This is a genomic window from Sediminibacterium sp., from assembly GCF_051860225.1.
Taxonomy (GTDB): Bacteria; Bacteroidota; Bacteroidia; order Chitinophagales; family Chitinophagaceae; genus Sediminibacterium.
In genome coordinates this window covers 510454-528829 of record NZ_JBHYEI010000001.1, presented here as the reverse complement: position 1 = coordinate 528829, position 18376 = coordinate 510454, and the positions used below count along the sequence as shown (strand labels likewise).

The window sequence follows — 18376 nt, the reverse complement described above, 5'->3', positions numbered from 1 at the left end:
AAACTACGTATTTAATCTAACGAAAAATCAGTTTTTAGTTGTGTGAACACGGCTTGTAAAAGCTCATTTAATTGATTACCTAATTGAGGTATCTTTTCTATTTGCTCTCCTGTTTTAGCATAGAACTCTATACTTTCTACCATTTTATAAGCTTGTTTAATCCCCAAACTATAAATAGATGATTTCATTCTATGTGCTAATTGGAAAATATCATTCTGTTGTTTTCCTTCAATTGCTTTCAGTAAACTTTGTAGATCTATGGCAGAATTCTTTACAAAAATGGTGATGATTTCAATTAAAAAAGAAGTATCGTCCAAGTCAATTCCCTGAATTGCAGTAAGGTCATACAATTTTTGATTACTGTTTTCAGTATTTATTTTTGTTGGCTTTTTTGAAAAATCAATTAAGTTATTTAACTCTAATTGTTTCTTTATACAATCATATAAACTAAGTTCGGTAAAAGGTTTAGTGATATAATCATTAAAACCTGCTTCAGCAAAACGCTCTGTTTCTTTTTTAAATGCATTCGCTGTAAGTGCAACAATTGGAATGGCGGCTTTAATTGTGTCGCCCATCTGCCTAATCATTTGCGTTGCTTCATATCCATCAACTTCTGGCATATGAATATCCATCAGAATCAAATCGAAATCTCCCTTTTTGTGCGCATCAACCGCTTCTTTGCCATTGGATACTACAACTACCTCATGCCCCCATTCTTCTAAAATTTGCTTTACAATTATTTGATTAATCGTTACATCTTCTGCAACTAAGACTCTTTTTTTATCAATTGGAACGAGTACTATTTCTTCTTCATTATGATTTAACATGGTGGTATCACCAATTTGATAAGGTATTCTTACTGTAAAACAGGTACCCTGATTTACAATACTTTCTGCCTTAATACTACCACCCTGCATTTCAACAAGGTTCTTTGTAATAGAAAGTCCTAGCCCAGTTCCACCGTATTTTCTACTGGTTTCAGAAGAGGCTTGAACAAATTCCTCAAAAATATTAGCTAAATTTTCAGCAGAAATTCCAATGCCTGTATCTGTTACCTTAAATTCAAAAAAGGACTTATTTCCTATTTCATTTAGTTGAGCAGCACTTACAGTTATTTTACCAGCATCAGTAAATTTCAGCGCATTGCTGATTAAATTATTCAATACTTGTCCTAATCTAAAAGGATCACCAATTAATACGGTATTGGAATCAACTTGATTATCAAAAATTAGTTCTAATTCCTTCTCTTCAATTTTAAATATGAATGTTTTTAATGTACTTGAAATTTTTTCTTCCAATAAGAACGGAATATATTCAAGTTCGATTTTACCAGATTCTATTTTGGTAAAGTCTAATACATCATTTACAATATGCAGTAAATTATCAGCAGATTCAAGGATGAGTTTAGTGTATTCTTCTTGTTTCGGATTTAAGTTCGTTTTATATAGTAAGCCACCGATCCCCAAAATTCCATTCATAGGGGTTCTAATTTCATGGCTTATATTAGCTAAGAACACTTCTTTTACTCTACTAGCTCTCTCTGTTTCCCCTTTTGCTTTTATTAATTCTTTTTCCGCTTTAACTCTATTGGTAATATCTTGAGAAAAACCGATGATATACGGTGAAGTGGAGGTTTCTTCAACCATATAATTTTGAAAGAGCAGGTAGATATGTTCTCCATTTTTACAAACAATCGTAAAAACTCCCTCTGCTTTTCCAGTATCTAATACCTGTTTTAAATAACCTGATTCAAAAATGGGCACTTTATCTTTGGGTACGAATTCTTTAACATTCTTGCCAATTAATTCTTCGCTGCTATAACCAACGGCAGCACAAATGGAAGGATTAACACTTAATAAGTTACCTTCTAAATCATGTGTACAAATTAATGCCTGACTATAATTAAATAAGTCTCTATATCGCTTCTCATTTATCTGTAGTTTATCTTCAATTTGTTTTCGCTCAGTTATATTTATTCCATATCCTATTACCAGTTTAACTTCATTTTCTTCATTTAGTACAGGATATAAATTTCTTAAGTGATACTCCATTTTGCCATCTGGCAAATTCAGTTTTTCTTCCCAGGATAATTGTTTTTTTGATGTAATTACCTCATTAAAAATTGTTCTTCTACCTATAGCAATCTCTTGGCTTTTATTTCTATATACACAATATTCTTCATCCGTTTTTCCAATAATCCATTTTCTTAATTCGGTATCTTTAATGCCAATTGGATTAACAAATAAATACTTATGAGTAGCATCAAAAACGGCAATATCAGTGGGAATACTATTTAAAATGCTTTCATAGAAGTCTCTTTGTTTATTGAATTCTGCTTCTACTTCCTTTATTTTCGTTATATCCATATGGGTCCCCAAAATTCTAATGGGAAAACCATTTTCATCTTTCTTAGTAACAACTCCTCTGTCTAAGATCCATTTATAGTTGCCAAATTTGTCTTTGATTCTATATTCGGTATGATGATGATCAATTACTTTACTCTTATATTCTAGGTCTTGTTTCTTTAATAAATCAATATCATCTGGATGAACGGCATTCCACCATTGTTCAGCAACTGATAATTCAGTATTTTCTAATTCTATAAAAGTTCTTTTTTGATGCGAGAAGCTTGTTGTATTTTTTTTGAAATCATGCATCCAAACATTATCACCAATCTTTTCTAAAGCAAACAATAATGTTTTCTCATAATTTTCTCTTTTCGCCTCTTCTATCTCTTTTTTAAGGATATGCGCTTGTAATAAATCAATTTGCGCATTTTGAACTGAAAAATCATTTTCTCCAAAGGCATTTTCTTCAATTTCTTTAATCGAAGAAAACGCTGGTGATCCTAAAAAAACAAGCAAATTTGATTGTTCAATAAAAATAAATTGCCCACTCAAATGGGTTGATTTATTCCCCTTTTCAATGGTTTGAATAACCATTTTTTCTTGCAGATGCTGAAGTAGATAATCAATAATAAATTCACCTGAAAAGGAATCAATTGAAAAGTGATTAATGAATAAATCATTTAATGCAGCAGGGCATATCTTTCGTAAAGACTTACCACAATCAACAATTATTCCTCCTGAATTGATTTTTAGGTGGTAGGGGAATAATGAATCTGCTTGTTGTTGATTAAATATTATGTCCATTTACTACTTCAAAGTATTATTCAATGTACGATTTATTTATATTTTTAGATAGAGGCAGGATAAAAAAAAATCTGTAAAATACCTTTACAGATTTTTTAAGTTTCAAATCTTATAATTATTTCCTGTTAAGTACCTTCTCAGCAGCAGCAACAATAAATGGAGTATCCAAACCATATTTGGTTAGTAATTCTGTTGGCTTTCCACTTTCTCCAAATGTATCATTCGTACCAATCAGTTCAATAGGAATAGGACAATGCTTAGCAGCAACCTGTGCAACACTATCACCTAATCCACCAATTATATTATGTTCTTCAACTGTTACAGCACATTTTGTTTTGCTGATAGACTGTATAATGGCTTCTGTGTCTAATGGTTTTATGGTATGAATATTAAATAATTCAACACTTATGCCTTTCTCTTCTAAAATTCTACCAGCTTCAATTGCTTTCCATACCATATGACCACAAGCAAAAATGGATACATCAGTTCCTTCGCTCAATTGCTGCGCTTTTCCAATAACAAAATCGCTTCCATCTTCTTTTGTGAAATTGGGCCACTTAGGTCTACCAAATCTTAAATAAACAGGACCTTCATAGGATGCAATAGCTTTGGTAGCTGCTTTTGTTTGATTAAAGTCACAAGGCACAATTACCGTCATGCCAGGTAACATTTTCATTAAACCAATGTCTTCTAAAATTTGGTGAGTCGCGCCATCCTCTCCAAGTGTTAATCCAGCATGTGAGGCACAAATTTTTACGTTCTTTTCACTGTAAGCAACACTTTGACGTATTTGATCATACACTCTGCCAGTACTAAAATTGGCGAATGTAGTGGTGTATGGTATTTTACCTCCGATAGTCATTCCTGCGGCAATTCCAATCATATTGGCTTCTGCAATACCAACCTGAACAAAGCGTTCAGGAAAATCTTTAATAAAAGGCCCCAGTTTTAAAGAACCAGCTAAGTCTGCTGTTAGAACAACTACATTGGGGTTTTCTTTTCCTATTTCATGAATTCCTTCGCCAAAACCACCGCGAGTTTCCTTTTCATTTAATAACTGGATATCTTTTATTTTCATAGTATTGATTTATACTGTTCAGTTGTGAGCGTTTTTAGCCTTCAAAAGTACTATAGAAATAAGGGGTTTTTGCTTCAAATTCAGCAGCACAAGTATCTACCATTTTATAAACCCTGGTTATGCCTAATTGCTTTCTTTTTTCATAGACTTCATCTTCATGACATTTTCCATTTAAAATCTTGGCTATTTGTGCATCTCCAAAACCCATTTTTTTTGCTTCTTTAAGCAGGTTTTCAGGAAGACTTTCTAAAGTATGTTTTGATAATTCTTTTTCTATGGTACAAATCTCCTGAATCTGATAAAGAAACCAGCGGTCAATCCCAGTTGCTTGAGCAATTGATTTTACTGTTGATCCTTGCATTAACGCATCTTTGATTCGGAAGATACGATCCCATTTTGGCGTTTTGATATATTCAACTATCTCTTCGCTCTTCATTAAACTTTTACCGTAATAGCCTAGTCCAACAGCTTCGTTTTCTAAACTTTGACAAGCTTTTTGTAAAGCTTCAGGAAAGCTTCTGCCTATTGCCATTACTTCACCCACACTTTTCATCTGTAATCCTAATGTATCATTGGCACCTTTGAATTTATCAAAGTTCCAGCGTGGTACTTTTACAATTACGTAGTCTAAAGCTGGTTCAAAATAGGCAGAGGTAGTTTGAGTAATTTGATTTTTCAATTCATCTAAAGAATAGCCAATAGCAAGTTTGGCTGCAATTTTAGCAATAGGATAACCTGTTGCTTTAGAAGCTAATGCAGAAGAACGACTTACTCTGGGGTTAATCTCAACCGCTATTAATTCTTCAGTTGCAGGATTTAATGCAAATTGAACATTACATCCTCCTGCAAAATTTCCTAGAGAGCGCATCATGAGCATAGCTTTATTACGCATTTCTTGAAAAGCAGTATCGCTTAAAGTCATTGCTGGCGCAACTGTAATAGAATCTCCTGTATGAACTCCCATTGGGTCTAGGTTTTCTACAGTACAAATTATCACAACATTATCGTTACAGTCTCTTAATAATTCTAATTCATATTCCTTCCAACCTAATACCGCTTTTTCAACCAAAACTTCGTGTATAGGAGATGCTTTTAATCCTTTTTCAAGTGCTGCATCCAAATCTTCTTTACCATGAACAAAGCCTCCACCTGTTCCGCCCAGTGTAAACGAAGGGCGAATTACCAACGGGAACCCAATTTCTTGTGCAAATTCCTTGCCTTCTAAAAAACTATTAGCAACTCGGCTAGGCGCAACAGCCATACCAATTTTTACCATTAATTGACGAAATTGCTCTCTGTCTTCTGCTGTATCAATAGCGGCAACATCAACTCCTATTAATCGGCAATTGTACTTTTCCCAAATCCCTAATTCGTCTGCTTCCTTACAAAGATTCAGGGCTGTTTGGCCACCCATTGTCGGTAAAACGGCATCAATATCGTTTTCTTGTAATATTTGTTCAATACTCTCTACATTCAAAGGAAGTAGGTAAACACGATCTGCCATCATTGGATCTGTCATAATGGTGGCGGGATTACTGTTAATAAGTATTACTTTTATACCCTCTTCGCGGAGACTCCTGGCTGCCTGAGAGCCCGAATAGTCAAATTCACAAGCTTGTCCAATAATAATAGGACCTGATCCTATTATGAGCACCGATTTGATTGATTGATCCTTAGGCATAGTAGTTGTAGAGATAAATTGTGCAAATGTAAGGCTGCTACCGTAAAAGTGGCTAAAAAATAAATCGAATTCAAATATTTAATTAAAACACCTATAATGGCAGTATTAAAAGAGGGGAGTAAGGCTCCAGCATTTAAAGCACCCGACCAAAACGGGAATATGGTTTCTTTGTCAGATTTTAAGGGAAAAAAGTTGATACTTTATTTTTATCCAAAAGATGATACGCCGGGATGTACGTCGCAAGCATGTAATTTAAAAGATAATTACAGCGATTTAATCAAAAAAGGATTTCAAGTGGTGGGCGTTAGTGTTGATAGCATTAAAAGTCATAAAAAGTTTGAGGAAAAATATGAACTGCCCTTTCCTTTGATTTCAGATGAAGAAAAGAAAATTGTAGATAAATACAATTTATGGGGTGAAAAAAAGTTCATGGGTAGAACTTATATGGGAACTACTAGAACCACTTTTTTAATCGATGAAACAGGTATAATCCGAAAGATTATTGCAAAACCAGATACCAAAAATCATACTGAGGAGGTTTTGGCTGCTTGGGATAGTATTTAAACAGTACAATTGTTTATGCAAAATTCAAGAAATTACTTGGATGATACCATGAAATTAAATGACTCTTACGGGTATGAAGTGTTAGACACTTCATACCAGGAGGAGTTTAATGATGTAACAAAATTGGCTGCAACAATTTGTAAAACCCCCATTGCATTAATTTCACTAATCGATAATGAAAAACAGTGGTTTAAAGCGCATTTTGGGATTGACACAAAGACGTTTCCACATTCTATGGCTTTTTGTAAGTATACTATTAATAGTAATCAATCAATTTTTACAATAAGCGATACATTAGAAGATGAACGATTTAAGGATAACCCATTAGTGGTTAATGCGCCCAATATTCGATTTTATGTAGGTATTCCTTTAATTAATAAAGATGGTCGTAGCGTGGGCACATTGTCTGTAATGGACTTAAATCCAAGATCACTAAATGATGACCAGGTGTTTACTTTACAAGTACTTTCGAGGCAGGTGGTAAAACTCTTAGATCAAAACTTACTTAATAATCAGTTAGAGCAACAACAAGAAAAGTTGCAACAACAGATGGAAATGCAAAATAGAATTTTATCTATCATTGCACACGATGTTAGAAATCCTATTGGCGCTGTAAAATCAATTATTGAATTAAATGCACATAAGATTTTGAATCAACAAAATTCTGTTGAATTAATGAATATGGCAGGTAAACAAATTGATGGAACAGTTGAACTGTTGAACAACTTGGTAGATTGGGGTTCTATGCAAATGTTAGGACAAGGCTTTGAGAAAGAAAAAGTTCATCTTAGGACTTTAGTGAGTAACATGCTTAATAGTTTTGAAGTAATGGCTTCACTCAAGTCAAATATTATGGTGAATTTGGTAGACGAAGACTTGTTTATAAAGTCTGAAATAAATGCATTACGTTTTATTCTTCGCAATCTAATTAGTAATGCCAATAAGTTTACAAAAGAAGGTGTAATCACTGTTTATGCGCAAAAGGAAAATGGTCAAACCATATTGTCTGTTTCAGACACAGGTATTGGCATGACCGAAGAAATAAAAGGAAGATTATTTGATGGAGAGCATTATCAAAGTACTACTGGTACTAGTAATGAAAAGGGTTCTGGCTTAGGTTTAATACTAACAAAAGATTTTATAAAAATACTTGGTGGGTCAATTAAAGTAGAAAGTATTTTAAATAAGGGTACTTCTGTTTATGTTTACTTTGGAGTTTAACTAAATAAGTTAAAAACAAGCCAGCTCATACTATACGCCAATACTGTCATATAAACCAGCTGAATGGTTGGCCATTTCCAAGACTTTGTTTCTCTTTTTACTACAGCTAATGTACTCATGCATTGCATGGCTAAAACATAAAAAACCATTAAAGACAATCCTGTTGCAAGTGTGTATACTTTTTCTCCATTTGCATGGGTAGCAGCTTGTAATTTTTCTCGTAAACTTTGATCATCTTCTTCATCAACACTGTATAAAGTAGCCATTGTACCAACAAAAACTTCTCTGGCAGCAAAAGAAGTGATTAAGGCAATGCCTATTTTCCAGTCATAACCCAAAGGTGCAATAACTGGTTCAATCGTTTTACCCAAGATGCCAGCGTAGGAATTGGCTAATTTTTCAGTAGACAATTGTTTTTGTAATGAGTCAACTTGATTAGGGTTTGCTTTGATTAAAACCGCATACTTCACTTCTGTATTTTCCATCTTATTTCCTGGTCCAAAGGAACTTAGAAACCAGAGTAAAAGACTAATTATCATTATTACTTTACCAGCATCTGTAACAAATATCCGCGCTTTTTCTATCATGGTTATACCAGCATTTTTCCAGCGAGGAGCTCTATACATTGGCAACTCTAAAATGAAGAAGCTTTTCTCTTTGATATTGATAAAGAACTTCATCACATAACTAACTAATAAAGCCATGATAGTACCTAAAAGATACAATGCCATCATCACTAATCCTTGTAAGCTCAGGAATCCAAAATAATATTTCTCTTCTATTACAAGTGCTATGAGAATAGTATAAACAGGTAGTCTTGCACTACAACTCATTAATGGGGTAACTAAAATAGTAAGTAGTCGCTCTTTTTTATTTTCAATGTTTCTAGCACCCATAATAGCAGGTACAGCACAAGCAAAGCTGCTAATCATCGGCATTACACTCTTACCATTCAATCCCACTTTTCTCATTAGTTTGTCACTTAAAAAACTAATTCTGGCCATGTATCCAGTATCTTCTAAAATAGTAATCAAACCAAAAAGAATCATGATCTGTGGAACAAAAACCAAGATTCCACTCAAGCCTGCAACAAATCCATTGATTAATAAATTACTCCACCATGTATCCGGTAAATTACTTGAAAGCCAACCAGCTAATTCAGCAAAAGCCCACTCTATTCCATCCATTGGATAAGTAGCTAACCAAAAAATACTTTGAAACAACAGAAAGAGCACTGAAAATAAAATTAAATATCCCCAGGTTTTGTGCATTAAAATATTATCTAGTTTTTCAGTAAACAACTTTTTTTCAAGAGGGCCTGTTTCTAGTACATTTTTTTGCATTATCTGTCTAATGCGCGTATATCGCTGCATAATCTCTTCAGCCTGAGTTTTGGTTGTATTGAAATTATTTTCAGCAACGATGGTATTTAAAATATTGTGTGCATGTTTATCAACTAATAAATCATCATGATTAATTAGTTGATGAATACAGGCATAGTCACTCCATTCAGGAAAGGCTTTCTTAACATTGGAAACTGCTTCTGGTGCTAATCCTGCAGTATCCATGAATTCTCTTAATTTAGAAGGGTTTTCAGGTTGCATTTTAGCAATCACTTTCTTCAACTCCAATAACCCTTTGTTTTTTCGTGGGTTTACAGCAACAACAGGAATTCCCAAATCTGCTTCTAATCCACCTATATCAATTTTAATATCTTTTTTTGCAGCCAAGTCGTTCATGGTTAGCGCCATGACAACTGGAATTTTCAAATCAATTATTTGAGAACAGAATAAAAGATTTCTTTTAAGGTTGCTTGCATCTGCAACTAATACAATTAAGTCTGCTTTTATTTCTTGATCCGCCCCCATCAGTACCTTGTAAGCAACCCACTCATCAGCTCTTCTTGGATATAAACTGTAAGTACCCGGTAAATCAATTAATTCTGCTTTTCGGTTATCCTCTAATTCAAAAATCCCCGTCTTTTTATCAACTGTAACACCAGGGAAATTACCAACATGTTGATTCAGTCCTGTAAAAGCATTGAATAAGGAGCTTTTTCCACTATTGGGATTACCAACTAATGCAATATGTAGTATTTTATTTGTCAAGACTGCAAAAGTAGGTGGGCAAACCCGCAGTTGGTTACGAGATTGGGAACAGAATTTAGAATAGATTACTTATCTATTACAAATATGTACTAACTGCAGCTTACTTTTGTGAGATAAAGTAGAAATATGAAAAAGTGGATAGCTGTTTTACTATTCCTGCCTATTTTGGCAGCCGCACAAAGCAAGAGAAAATTAAGAATCGCAGCAGAGAAGGAGCAAGCATTAACTATATTGAATTTACAAAAGCACGTTCAATATCTGGCCGATGACCAATTGCAGGGTAGGAGAACAGGAACTACAGGCGAAATTATGGCAATGGAATACCTGATTCAACAATATAAACTACTTGGTATTGAAGCAAAGGGTTCGAATGGGTATATTCAAGAATTTGAAATAAATGAAGGCTTGCAAATTGAAGATGCTACATTTTTGGAAGTAAGTGGGAAAAAACTATTATTAAATGAGGAATACTTTCCAGTTGCATTTAGTGCAAATAAGTCTGTTAAAGGAACACCGGCAGTAGCTCTTTCAGAAGCAGGTCAACCCTGGTTTAGAGATCTCAAGGAATTATTAGAAGAAAATAAAGCCAACCCTCATTTTGATGTGGAAGCGGCTATCAAAAAAATGGCCAACGATGCTGCTGCAAAAAATGCAAGCTCATTACTTATTTATAATACTTCTTCAATAGTTGATAACGTTCAGTTTAATAAAAATGACAAATCACCATTGGTTTCTATTCCAATTATTTACATCACCAAAAAAGGAATCGCAACCTATTTTTCAGACCCTTCAGCAACCTTGCCAATATCCTTAAATGTACAATTGAGCAATAAGGTTCGTAAAGCAAGAAACGTTATAGCTTTTATCAATAATAATGCTCCAAATACTGTAATTCTTGGAGCGCACTATGATCATTTAGGTTTTGGAGAAGATAAGAATTCATTGGATGGTCTAAATGAAATACACAATGGTGCAGATGATAATGCTAGTGGAACAGCCGCTTTATTAGAATTGGCAAGGAAATTAAAAAAACAATCACCCGCTTCTAATAATTATTTATTGATGCATTTCTCTGGAGAAGAATTGGGATTGATGGGTAGTAAATATTGGCTTGAAAACCCTACGCTATCGGTAAAAGCTAATTACATGATTAATATGGATATGGTAGGCAGGTACGACACAGCAAGAAAGTTGACAATCGGCGGGTATGGAACATCCCCTGAATGGGGTACAACCATTCCCTTATTGGCTGGCAAGTTTGCGTACAAGATTGATAGTGCTGGTACTGGCCCTAGTGACCATGCTAGTTTTTACAGAAAAGATATACCGGTATTGTTTTTCTTTACTGGTAGCCACCCTGATTATCACAAAGCATCAGATGATTGGGATAAGATTAATTATACAGGAATTAATGATATTGTAAACCTTGTTTATAAAATTGTTGAAACAACAGATACGAAGGGAAAAATTGCCTTTACTAAAACAAGAGAACAACAAATGGGTAGAAGTACCCGATTTACGGTAAGTTTAGGCGTTATACCCGATTATGGATATACTGGAACTGGTATGCGTATTGATGGTGCCAGTGCAGGTAAATTAGCAGAAAAATTAGGATTGAAAGCGGGGGATATACTATTACAATTAGGAGCCTATAAGTTTGTAGATGTGAATAGTTATATGCAATCCTTGTCTAAATTTAATAAAGGAGATAAAACTAAATTAATATATAAAAGAGGTACAGAAGAATTTATAGTAGAGTTGGAATTTTAATTTTTTATATGAAACTTCGACTAGATGTTGATGAATTAAACGATGATTTTTTTGAAGAGACTCGAATTCTAGGTATTACAACCACTTTAAAAAATTATCAGTTTTGTATGCAGTTAAACACCAACCTAGGCTATGATTTCAGGCTGAACCCTGAGTTAGAGATTCTTTTGCGTAGAAAAGAGAGGAGTTATTTTTTTTCAATTTATCAATTCAAAGAGTTTAACTCGCCATTAACCCATTATCTATATCAAAATCAATATGACGGCGAATATCTATTGCCAGAATTTAAGCATATGGATTTTTTATGGTTGATGAAATATGATTTTGTGGATGATGACAAATGCAATTGGATTAAACAAATAGTTCGAAATCTAACAGGGGTGCAACTTGTAGCAGAAATGACCCCTGATCAAATTAAGAACAAAGGGAATATGGTATTTTAATCTTTCTATTAAGTTATAATAATTCTTTTTTCGCCTAGATCTGTCATAGTACCAATAGGATTAATAAAATCATTTAATCCATTTAAAATAAATAATTTTTTTATTTCCTCTTCTGCTGCAGAATCAATTGCAATTAATAAACCGCCATTGGTTTGTGGGTCTGGTAATATTGAGAAAGCTTGCATTACATCAACCCCTTTTTCAAATTTTACTTGTGAACTATAGGCATTCCAGTTTCTATAAGTAGCATCTGGCACTAATCTTTTGGCAAGGTAATGTTTGGCTGAACTTAAAATAGGAACTTTTTGATATTCAATTATTGCTCCAAGTTCACTACCCTCTGCCATTTCCATTAAATGACCAATCAAACCGAAACCTGTTATATCAGTCATTGCATGAACGCCCTCAATAGATCCTAAGATTTCTCCGATTTTATTAAGTTGATTTAATTGGTTAATGAGAATTGGCAAGTCTTGTTCTTCAAGCTGACCTCTTTTTTGGGCAGTTGATAAAATACCTACACCAAGTGGTTTTGTTAAAAATAGCTTATCACCCATTCGGGCGGTATTATTTTTTTTTAAATGTTTGATGGGAACAATTCCATTTACGGATAAACCAAAAATAGGCTCTGCTGTGTCAACGCTATGACCTCCAGCAAGGGGTATACCTGCTTCTGCGCAGATGCTTCTTCCACCTTCAATTACTTTTCTTGCTATTTCAGGAGATAGTTTATCAACAGGCCAGCCTAAAATTGCCAAAGCCATAATTGGTTTGCCTCCCATCGCATAAACATCACTGATGGCATTAGCGGCTGCAATCCGGCCAAATTGGAAAGGATCGTCTACAATTGGCACAAAAAAATCAGTAGTACTAATCAAAGCAGTATTATTGCCTAAATCATAAACTGCAGCATCATCTTTACTACTATTTCCTACCAATAATTCTGGAAAAATATTTTGTACTATATCTGATTTAAGAATGCTGTCTAAAACAGCAGGAGCAATTTTGCATCCACAACCAGCACCATGCGAAAATTGAGTAAGCTGAACTTCTGCCATCTTTATTTTTTGTGCAAAAGTAACTTCAATTTCATGGATAGGCAAAAACGAAGAGAGCTGCATTTCTCATGCAGCTCTCTTACCCCCAATTGTTAATAATTACTGTTCGTAACCATTGTAAAGATGAATTTTTTCTATGTCCCTTGCATTCGTTTTATACCAAACAGGTCATTTCTTTCATGAAATAGCCTATTTATTTTGTTAAGCACCCTTTATTATCTAAGTCCGTCTTTTACATTAAATTGTTCATTAATTAATTAATTAATTGATTTGGATGATGCGTTTATTGATTTCGTTTTTATTAGGTATAATAGTAGCACCATTGTATGCTCAATTTCCATATACCCAAAAGTTTACCTATCCTGCCCAATTACCTACTCAAGTCATTTATGATATGTTAGCCGATCAACAAGGTTATATATGGTTGGCAACTGATAAAGGGTTATTCAGATTTAATGGGAGGACTTTTGTAAAGATTCCTTTTGATAATACCAGTATGCAGTCTGTAAGTTATTTGCAACAAGATCCACAGGGCAGGATCTGGTGTATGAATTTTTATAAGGAATTATTTTCCTTACAAAATGATACGCTTCGAAATTATAGGTTTAAAGACAAGAGAATAAAAGAAGAGTCGATTATTGTTAATTATGTTGCAACCAAAGATCATATCTGGTTTGCATCTTTAGAAAATTTATATCAGATTAATAAACAAACAGGTGTTACAATTAAAAAAGTGTATTCACCAGAATATTTAGGAATATCGTCTCTGGTTAAGAATGGGGAGGAAGTAGTGGCTTATGGTGCAAAGGGATGGATTTTTACTTATCCATCAAATAAAACTGAATGGAAAAAAACATCCTTTCAATACAATGATACCAGATTAATGTCTTCCGGGAAATTTGTTTATGGAACACAAATAGGAAAATCTAGACTACCAGCATTTACAGTAAATAATGGAAAACTTAAGTTAACAAAGCCCTTTGATTTGCCAGAAGATATTTTAGTATTTCATTTTGCATCAACAGCTGAATCAGAACAATGGATATGTACACAAACGGGTGCTTATTTATGGGATGTATCTAGTGGAAAAACAAAACTCATTTTTCCAAATCAAAGTATTACCGATGTAGTTAAAGATTATCAAGGCAATTATTGGGTGAGTACTTTAGATAATGGACTTTTTGTTTGCCCTTCACTAAATAATAAGCTTTATACAATTAATCCAGGTTTTGGCTTTGATAATATTTCAAGAGTTACAACAATTAGTAATGATACAATTGTAACAGGAACAACTAAAGGAATGTTAACTGCATTCAATTTAAAAAATGAAAAGAGAATGCATTATGAATTACCAATTGCTACTGAGATTCAGTTTATAACATATGATTCAATAGATAAAAAAATATTTACTAATAGAGGGATTTTTAATTTAACAAGCTCCTTTCCTGATAAAGTGGCTGATTATGGTAAAAGCGTTGTACGAGATCATAGAAAAAATTTAATAGTTGCTTCTTATAATAGAACATATGTGTTAAATAATCCATTAGGAAATAATCCCGATGCAACCCCTGATACAACTGGGATTCCTTTATATAGTCATTACATGAAAAATGATATTTTCAGGAAGGGGTTAAGGATACCTGTATTTAGGAATGCAAGAAGTTCTAAAATTCTTCTATCTGAAACTGGAAAGTATTTTTGGATTGCTTATTATGATGATTTATATCGCTACTGCTTTAGTGACAGTACTATTGTTATACGTAAAAAAAACAACCAAAAACTAGTTGCAAGAACACTTTTTGAAACTTCAAACAATTTACTGTTGGCTGGAACCTCTAACGAAGGATTGTTTGTTATAAAAGAGGATAAAGTGATTAAAAGATATCATACTGGGAATGGATTAAAGAGTAATAATATTAAATCTATCAAAGAGCGGGACGGTAAAATATGGGTAAATACAGACGAAACTTTGCAAATCATTGATTTAAAATCGGGAGTCATTACAAATTTGCTAGATGAATATGGATTGGCTGGATTAACAGTTAATGATTTTTCACTTCATCCCAATAAATTACTATTGGCAACCACATCTGGATTAGTTGTTAATGAGTATCGCGGAAAAGCTGTTAATGAAATCATATACTTTCCATTAATAAAAGCTATTAATAATGGCGTTGAAATAACTCCTAATCAAGTACTTTCTTCAAATAAGAATAATATTAGTTTCTATTTTGATGCAATCCAATATAAAACACCAACTAACTTAAATTATCGATATAAACTTTTAGGTATAGATACTTCATGGAAGGTATTAAGCTATAGTAATAATACATTAAATTTTTATCAACTCCCACCAGGTGCTTATCAATTTCAAATTCAGGCTTATGATAAAAATGGGATTTATAATAGTTCTATTAAAACATTTGCATTTTCGATACTTAATCCTTTTTGGCAACGTTGGTGGTTTATTTGTTTAATTGTATTGGTGGGGTCAGGTATAATTTATCTCTTTTTTAAGATATGGTCTAAGCGTCTTATAATGCGACAAGGGCTTAAAGAGCGATTATTTAAAAGTCAGTTAGTTGCTATCCGATCTCAAATGAATCCTCATTTTATTTATAATGTATTAAATACTGTTCAAGGATTATTATATGATAATCGGAAAACTGAAGTTGGAAATCTCTTGGGAAATTTTAGTGATTTGATGAGAAAAACTTTGCAAGCCAGTGATAGGCAAATGCATTCCTTAAAAGAAGAAGTGGAAAATATCACTTTGTATCTTGAATTAGAAAAAGCAAGATTTGATAAAAATTTTGAATACATCATAGAGCTTGAGTTAAAAGAGGATCCTGCTGATTTAATTATTCCATCCATGTTATTGCAACCCTTTGCAGAGAATGCAGTTAAACATGGGCTAATGCATAAAGCAGGTAAGAAAGTACTTTTAATTAGGTTCACTCAAATAAATAATGGATTGAATGTACTCATTGAAGACAATGGAATTGGACGAAAATTATCCTTTCAAATTAATCAGCGTAATAAAAGTAAGCCCACTAGTTTTGCTACCAAGGCAATAGCGGAAAGAATTGAATTATTTAATCGACTCCATAGTCAAAAAATAAAATACGATACGATTGATCAGTATGATGACTTAAAAAATCCATCGGGTACGGCCATACTTTTATTTATTCCAATTTATGACCAGGAAATGAATAGTATGTAAAATAACCCCCTTTATGAAGTAAATAGGCCTAATTATGAAATGGATTGTATTTTGAAGACACAGTTAAGTATCTTAGTTTATCATGGAATTGATAAAAGCCATTATAGTTGATGATGAACCCAATGCAAGAAAAGCTTTGCGAGGGTTACTGACGGATAATTTTGCTGAAATTCAAATTATAGCAGATTGTAGTAATGTACCCGAAGCGGTAAAAACAATTAATAAATATAAACCAGACTTGGTTTTTTTGGATATAGATATGCCCGGTTATAGTGGGTTTGAGTTACTTGAATTCTTTGATGAGCAGCAAATATGGTTCAAGATTATTTTTGTAACAGCATACAGTGAATATTCCCTTAGAGCATTTGAAGCTTCTGCAGTAGATTATATTCTTAAGCCTGTTAGACTTGAACATATGCAACGGGCGTTAAAAAAAGTAAATCTTTTACCTTCTGATACGGTTCAGTATAAGGTTTTACGTGATAATTTATCTCATCAACAAGATCGAAAAGTAGTATTGCAAACTTCAGAAACCATTTATGTAGTTAACCAAGATGATATCATTTTTATACAGGCAGAAGGAAGTTATACTAAAATCATAACAGCTACTCATGGCGTGCTAACAATCACTAAAAAATTACTTGACTTTGAATACCTAGAATCCGATGGTCCTTTTTTTAGAACCCATAGAAGCTATCTAGTAAATTTAAATCATATCAAAAAAATTGATAAGAAAGATTTTGTATTAATTATGAGTAATGAAGCACAAGTGCATTTGGCGCAGGATAAAAAGAATCAATTAATAGAGCGTTTTACTGTTTAGCTTTCAATAATCCATTCCACCTCTCCATGTTTAAATTGATGTTGCATACTTGAAGTGGCTAACAAGTCTCCCTTTTTTGAAACCCCATCAATTAGATATATAGATGCAATATTTCCATATTTGAGTTTTACTCTTTGGCTTTTTTTGTAAAGCACTTCGTTATAGTCACTCAAAATTTTATTTTTACCGTTTTCTACAAATAATTCCTGAAATCTAAGTTCAATTTTTTTGCATAGTTCTTTTCCTAAATCAATAGGGTGGTATTCTTTACCACTGATTTGTTTTAGCGAAACTGCTTTGTTTTGAACTCCTTCAAATTGGGTTTGATTAATATTAATCCCAATTCCAATAACTGCATAAGTCCAAATCCCACCGGAAATCTGGTTTTCAATAAGAATTCCACCTGCCTTTCTGTCACCCCAATAGAGGTCATTAGGCCACTTTATAGTTAAATTCGAAGAAATATATTCAGACAATAAATCTCTAGCAGCTAGTGCAATTGCGGCACTTAAGGCAAACTGGTCACCCATATTTAATGCCGAAACATTCAATAAGATAGACATTAGTAGGTTTTGTCCTGATTCAGACTCCCATTTTTTGCCCATTTGACCCTTTCCAGCTGTTTGCAAATCAGCAAAAAAAACAGCCCCATGCTCAGCCAATTTAGCTTGTAATTGCTCCATGGCATAGATGTTGGTACTATTTACCCGATTTAGGTGGGTAAAGGGTGTTCCAATAACAGTTTTAACAGCTGAACCTGCCAAAGAATTACTATTTTTGACGAAGTTAACATGAAAATTATTCATTAAAACACCTATCATTTTTGGAACCACTTTCACTATTAAAAACCCGAGAAAAGACAACAGTCACTAGACTGAACAAAAATTCTAAGATATTTAAGACCATCATTCAAGCTATTCTTGATAAAAAGGGGGAGAATATCATCAGTCTCGACCTTAGAAAGATACCTGAAGCATCAGCTGATTTTTTTATCGTTTGTGAAGCAACTAGTACTACACAAATTAAAGCCATTGCCGACTTTGTAGAAGATCAATTAAAGAAAATTTGTGGCGAAATTCCTTACAGACATGAAGGAAAACAAGCAGCCCAATGGGTTTTAATCGATTATATTAATGTAGTTGTGCATGTAATGCATCCAGAAGCCAGAAATTTTTATAAATTGGAAGAAATGTGGAGCGATGCCGTTTCACAAATGCATGAGTCTTGAACTTAACAAAACTTTTAAGTGACTCAA

At 33.4% G+C, this 18376-nt stretch carries 13 protein-coding genes; 7 read left to right on the top strand and 6 right to left on the bottom strand.

Translation table 11 applies throughout. From position 1 onward, the window contains the following. Window positions 1-11: 11 nt before the first annotated feature. From ACTIEI_RS02205 to carB, 3 genes are all read right to left on the bottom strand, one after another. Window positions 12-3152 carry a PAS domain S-box protein gene (locus ACTIEI_RS02205; RefSeq protein WP_439504642.1) on the bottom strand — a complete coding sequence of 1047 codons (3141 nt, stop codon included), beginning with the start codon at window positions 3150-3152 and terminating at the stop codon, window positions 12-14. Window positions 3153-3267: 115 nt separating this feature from the next. Beyond that, window positions 3268-4230, bottom strand: a complete 963-nt coding sequence (locus ACTIEI_RS02200; RefSeq protein WP_439504641.1) for a transketolase family protein — start codon at window positions 4228-4230, stop codon at window positions 3268-3270. 34 nt (window positions 4231-4264) lie between these two features. After that, window positions 4265-5911, bottom strand: a complete 1647-nt coding sequence (carB, locus tag ACTIEI_RS02195) for a carbamoyl-phosphate synthase large subunit (protein WP_439504640.1) — start codon at window positions 5909-5911, stop codon at window positions 4265-4267. A gap of 96 nt (window positions 5912-6007) precedes the next feature. Here carB and bcp point away from each other — a divergent pair, with 96 nt between their 5' ends. Next, window positions 6008-6475 (top strand): thioredoxin-dependent thiol peroxidase, encoded by a 468-nt coding sequence (gene bcp / locus ACTIEI_RS02190; RefSeq protein WP_439504639.1) that lies wholly within the window; start codon window positions 6008-6010, stop codon window positions 6473-6475. Window positions 6476-6490: 15 nt separating this feature from the next. After that, window positions 6491-7696: a GAF domain-containing sensor histidine kinase gene (locus ACTIEI_RS02185; protein ID WP_439504638.1), complete on the top strand. Its 1206-nt coding sequence runs from the start codon at window positions 6491-6493 to the stop codon at window positions 7694-7696. Here the strand turns inward: ACTIEI_RS02185 and feoB are convergent. Beyond that, window positions 7693-9804 carry a ferrous iron transport protein B gene (gene feoB / locus ACTIEI_RS02180; RefSeq protein WP_439504637.1) on the bottom strand — a complete coding sequence of 704 codons (2112 nt, stop codon included), beginning with the start codon at window positions 9802-9804 and terminating at the stop codon, window positions 7693-7695. The genes ACTIEI_RS02185 and feoB overlap by 4 nt on opposite strands. A 126-nt stretch (window positions 9805-9930) precedes the next feature. On the opposite strand from feoB, the gene ACTIEI_RS02175 reads away from it, so the two are divergent. Together ACTIEI_RS02175 and ACTIEI_RS02170 are read left to right on the top strand one after the other, a co-directional pair. Continuing rightward, window positions 9931-11574, top strand: a complete 1644-nt coding sequence (locus tag ACTIEI_RS02175; protein WP_439504636.1) for a M28 family peptidase — start codon at window positions 9931-9933, stop codon at window positions 11572-11574. Window positions 11575-11582: 8 nt separating this feature from the next. Further along, window positions 11583-12017, top strand: coding sequence for an IPExxxVDY family protein (locus tag ACTIEI_RS02170; RefSeq protein ID WP_439504635.1), 435 nt, complete (start codon window positions 11583-11585; stop codon window positions 12015-12017). A gap of 8 nt (window positions 12018-12025) precedes the next feature. Here ACTIEI_RS02170 and selD read toward each other — a convergent pair whose 3' ends face one another. Further along, window positions 12026-13075: a selenide, water dikinase SelD gene (gene selD, locus ACTIEI_RS02165; RefSeq protein ID WP_439504634.1), complete on the bottom strand. Its 1050-nt coding sequence runs from the start codon at window positions 13073-13075 to the stop codon at window positions 12026-12028. A 274-nt stretch (window positions 13076-13349) separates the two neighbouring features. On the opposite strand from selD, the gene ACTIEI_RS02160 reads away from it, so the two are divergent. Together ACTIEI_RS02160 and ACTIEI_RS02155 are read left to right on the top strand one after the other, a co-directional pair. Then, window positions 13350-16298, top strand: coding sequence for a sensor histidine kinase (locus tag ACTIEI_RS02160; RefSeq protein ID WP_439504633.1), 2949 nt, complete (start codon window positions 13350-13352; stop codon window positions 16296-16298). Window positions 16299-16380: 82 nt separating this feature from the next. Continuing rightward, on the top strand, window positions 16381-17121 hold the full coding sequence (locus ACTIEI_RS02155; protein WP_439504632.1) for a LytR/AlgR family response regulator transcription factor: 741 nt from the start codon (window positions 16381-16383) through the stop codon (window positions 17119-17121). On the opposite strand, the gene ACTIEI_RS02150 is transcribed toward ACTIEI_RS02155, so the two are convergent. Beyond that, complete coding sequence (locus ACTIEI_RS02150) at window positions 17118-17927, bottom strand: biotin--[acetyl-CoA-carboxylase] ligase (RefSeq protein ID WP_439504631.1); 810 nt, start codon at window positions 17925-17927, stop codon at window positions 17118-17120. The two genes, ACTIEI_RS02155 and ACTIEI_RS02150, sit on opposite strands and share 4 nt — an antisense overlap. A 17-nt stretch (window positions 17928-17944) precedes the next feature. Between ACTIEI_RS02150 and rsfS the strand changes: the two genes are divergently transcribed. Further along, on the top strand, window positions 17945-18349 hold the full coding sequence (gene rsfS / locus ACTIEI_RS02145) for a ribosome silencing factor (RefSeq protein ID WP_439504630.1): 405 nt from the start codon (window positions 17945-17947) through the stop codon (window positions 18347-18349). Window positions 18350-18376 lie beyond the last annotated feature (27 nt).